The 4266-nt window shown below is 71.9% G+C and carries 2 protein-coding genes; both read right to left on the bottom strand.

Annotated elements, in window-relative coordinates; translation table 11 throughout:
- Window positions 1-205: 205 nt before the first annotated feature.
- Window positions 206-4030, bottom strand: coding sequence for a response regulator (locus tag ASF44_RS17175; RefSeq protein WP_056900459.1), 3825 nt, complete (start codon window positions 4028-4030; stop codon window positions 206-208).
- A gap of 89 nt (window positions 4031-4119) precedes the next feature.
- Window positions 4120-4266 (bottom strand): spore coat protein U domain-containing protein (locus ASF44_RS17170; protein ID WP_156374563.1); only part of this gene is annotated, 147 nt, incomplete at its 5' end.

Below are 4266 nucleotides of genomic sequence, written 5' to 3'. Positions count from 1 at the left end.
GGAGACGGTGGTGTGCATGGTGGACCTCGGTTGCGGTGGGTTGCAGGGGCCGGATCGCTGTGATCCGATGGGTTGGATTGTTCAACCCGGGGCCCCTGCAACCGTGGCGCAACGGTGGCACTTTGCGGCGTGGCGCGTCACACTCGCGCCACATTCGGCCGCGCCATGGCGGCCGCCGGACGGCGCAGGACGGCGCAGGACGGCGTCAGCCGGAGCGCGGCAGGCCCAGTTCGCGCGCCAGCCGGCGCACCAGCTGCACCAGTTCGCGGTGCAGTTGCAGGCCCTGGGCGGCCAGCGCGGCGGGCGCCGCGCCCTCGGCCAGCCGCTGTTCGAAGCTGCGCAGTCCGTCCAGCAGCGCGGGCGCGCCGACCGTGGTCAGCGCCCCGCGCACCGAATGGCAGACCTTGCGCCAGCGCGCGCCGATGTCGGCCGGCGTGCCGCTGGTGTCCAGCAGTTCCGGCAGGCCCAGCGCATAGGTCTCGACGAAGCGGCCCAGCGCGCGCTCGAGGATGCCCATCTGCCCGGCCACGTGCCGCAGCGCCTGGTCCACGTCGTAGCCCGGCACGCGTGCCAGCCGGTCGTACAGCGGCTCGCCCTCCAGCGGGACGCCGAGGTCCTGCAGCGGCTGCAGGCCCGAGGACGTGGGCTCGCGCAGCGGCAGCCAGCGCAGCAGCTTGGCGTAGAGCGCCTCCGGGTCGACGGGTTTGCCCACGTGGTCGTTCATGCCGGCGTCCAGGCAGGCCTGGCGGTCCTCGGCGAAGGCATTGGCGGTCATGGCAACGATGGGGGTGCCCTGGCCGGCGCGCTGGCGGATGGCGCGCGTGGCCTCGGTGCCGTCCATCACGGGCATCTGCACGTCCATGAGGATCAGGTCGTAATGGCGCGACAGCGCCATCTCCACGGCGCGGCCGCCGTCCCAGGCGGTTTCCACGCTCAGGCCCACGAGCTGCAGCAGGTCTTGCGCCACCTCGCGGTTCACGGGGTTGTCCTCGGCCAGCAGGATGCGCTGGCCGGCGTGGCGCAGCTGCAGCAGGCTGGCCGCATTGGAGGCGTGCAGGCCGGACGGTTCCACCTCGACGTCGGCGCTGCGCAGCAGCTCGACCAGGCGTTCCTGCAGGCCCGATGCGGTCAGCGGCTTGAGCATCACGGCGTCGAAGTTCGCCGCGCGGGCGCGCGCCAGCAGCGTCGGCTCGTCGAACGCGGTCACCAGGATGCTGGGCGGGATGCCGTCGCCCAGCAGACGGCGCAGCCGCGCCAGCGTCTCGATGCCGTCGACCGGCTCCATGCGCCAGTCGATCAGCAGCACGTCGTAGGCCTGGCGCGCCGCCATGCGGCTCTCGATGCGGCGCACCGCATCGTCGCAACTGGCCACCGCATCGACCTGTACGCCCAGCAGCTGCAGCTGCTCGCCGATCACGGCCAGGGCCTCGGGCAGGTCGTCGATGACGAGCGCACGCAGCCCCTGCAGCGTGGGCGCGTCGGCCGGGCGCGGGGCCTGCGCCGCGCGGCCCAGCCGGGCGGTGAACCAGAAGGTGCTGCCGGAACCCGGCGCGCTGTCCACGCCGGCGTCGCCGTCCATGGCACGCGCCAACTGGCGCGACAGCGCCAAACCCAGGCCGGTGCCGCCGTGGCGCCGGGAGGACGAGTTGTCGGCCTGCTCGAAGGCATTGAACAGCGCGGCCTGGCGGTCGTGCGAGATGCCGGGGCCGGTGTCCTGCACTTCGAAGCGCACCATCAGCTGCGCGTCTTCCTGCTCGACGAAGGAGCCGCGCAGGCGCACCCAGCCCGTCTCGGTGAACTTGACGGCGTTGGTCAGCAGGTTGATGAGGATCTGCGACAGCCGCGTGGGGTCGCCGCACAGGCGGCGCGGCAGGTGGTCCTGGTCCAGGATCAGCTCCAGGCCCTTGGCGCGGGCCTGGCTGGCCACGAGCTCGACGGCGCGCGCCAGCACGCCGTCCAGCGAGAACTCGATGTGTTCCAGCGTGAGCTTGCCGGCCTCGATCTTGGAGATGTCCAGGATGTCGTTGATGACCTGCAGCAGGTGCTGGGCGGCGGCGCCCACCTTGTCCAGCCGCTCGCGCTGGGTGCGGTCGCGCGCGTCGCGCGCCAGCAAATGGGTCAGGCCGATGATGGCGTTCATCGGCGTGCGGATCTCGTGGCTCATGTTGGCCAGGAAGGCCGACTTGGTGCGGCTGGCGGCATCGGCCTCCTGGCGCGCCTCCACCAGCGCGGCATTGGCCTGCTGCAGCGCCAGCGTGCGGGCCTGCACGCGGCGCTCCAGCGTGGCGGCCATCTGGCGCAGCTCGTCCTCGGCGTGCTTGCGCGTGGTGATGTCGGTGGCCACGCCCAGCAGCACGCGCTGGCGCCCGTCCAGCGCGAGGATCGGCCGCTTGATGGTGCTGAACCAGCGCATGCTGCCATCGGCGCCGGCCAGCTGCTCCTCCTCGACGAGCAGGTCGCGTCCGCTCTCGATGACCTGCCGGTCTTGGGCGAAGAAGCGCAGCACCTGCTCCTTGTCGGGGTTGAAGTCCAGCTCGCTGCGCCCGACCAGGCTGTCCACGTCGGTGCCGTAGGCATCGGCCAGCGCCTGGTTGGCCAGCAGGAAGCGGCCTTCGCCATCCTTGGCGAAGATCAGGTTGCGGTTCAGGTCGATCACGCGGCGCAGGAAGGCCTGCTGGAACTCCAGCTCAGCGGTGCGCTCGCGCACCCGCTGCTCCAGCTCGGTGTTGAGCTGCTGCAGGTTGTCCTCGACCACGGCCCGGGCCTTGACCTCCTGCTGGATGCCGCGGAACAGCAGCACGAACAGCACCGTCAGCAGCGCCAGGGTGACCAGCAGCGCGACGAGCGTGGAGTCGCGCTGCGATTCGGCGCGGCGCAGGCGTGCCTCGAGCAGCGCGGCCTCGGCGGCGTCCATCTGCTGCACGAGCTGGCGCACCTGCTGCAGGTTCTGCTGGGTGCTCTCGCTGCGCAGCAGGTTGCGCGCGGCCGGCGCGCCATCGCTCAGAAACACCGAGCCCACCGATTCCAGCGTGCGCAGGCGGGCCTCGGCCAGCTCGGCCAGGCGCGCGAGGCGCGCCAGCTGCTCCGGGTTGTCGCTGAGCAAGGTGCGCACGTTCTCCAGGTTGCGGCGCGTCTCCACGGCCCAGGTGTCGTACTCGGCCGAGAAGTGCAGGTCGCTCGTCAGCATCTGGTTGCGGCGCGACAGTTCGGCGTCGGCGATCGCGCTGTAGACGCTGGACAGTTCCGCGCGCACCTGCTGCGTGTGGGCGATCAGCTGGGCCGTGTCGGCGAAGCGCACGCCCGTGGTGTAGGTGAGGCCGCCGCCCATGAGGACGAACAGCGCCGTAGGCACGAAGCCCGACAGCACCAGCGTCTCGATGCGGCTGCGCGTGCGCGGGGCGGCGGGCGCGTGCAGCGTGGCGGCGAGCAGGTGCGCCGCCGTGCCCAGCAGCATGAAGGCCCAGGCCGTGTGCAGCGCCACCGGCGGCGCGATGCGGTCGGTGACGATGGCGCCCACGTTCCACACGTAGCCGATGAACGACACGATGCCGATGCCGGCCACCAGGGCCGCCGCGACGCGCGCCAGCGGCAGCAGGCGCAGGCGCGGCATGGCCGCGATGGAACCGGCGAGTGCCGCCAGGGCGATGGCGCTGTAGGGCGACATCCGGCCGCGCGCCTGGTTGTAGGCCGCACCGTTGTCGTGGAACAAGGCTTCGTCCAGGCCGGGGTTCCAGTCGAACAGGTACTCGGCCAGCGTCGCCAGGCCCAGCAGGGCCACGGCAGCGGCCAGCCACAGGGCGGCCCGGTCGGCGGCCAGCGAGGGACGCGTGCGCAGCCACAGCGCGGCGGAACAGGCCAGGAGGCCCAGCGCGGTGTTGGCCTTCATCTGCACCGCGCCCGGGATCACGCTGCGCAAGGCGGGCAGATCCAGGAACCAGCCCGCGAGCACCGCCAGGCTCATGAACGCCGACAGCACACAGGCGAGCTTGGCGAAGTTCAGGCGCGGGCTGCGCGGATCCGTTGTCGGCATGGCTGACCTTCGCGGCGTGGCGGTTGCAGAACGTGCAAGCCTATGCGCGCGCCGGGCCCATGGGCGTAGGACGGCGCGATGCGTGCGGCTTACCAGCTGAGGGTGACCTGCAGCACGTCGGTATACGTGCCGGAGGTCAGCGCGGCGGTGCTGGTCTTGTTGATGCGGCCGAAGATCGGCAGCGGCAGGGCCACGCCCGTGCCCGGCAGCGTGACGCCGACGGCGCTGGCGCTGGT

The organism is Pseudorhodoferax sp. Leaf274 (assembly GCF_001422445.1).
Taxonomy (GTDB): domain Bacteria; phylum Pseudomonadota; class Gammaproteobacteria; order Burkholderiales; family Burkholderiaceae_C; genus Pseudorhodoferax.
Note: the sequence above shows the minus strand (reverse complement) of the source record. Positions and strands in the feature narration are given on the sequence as shown.

What these genes read in the sequence shown, in the direction of transcription:
- ASF44_RS17175 (WP_056900459.1), bottom strand. Translation starts at nt 4,030, where the DNA reads ATGCCGACAACGGATCCGCGCAGCCCGCGCCTGAACTTCGCCAAGCTC.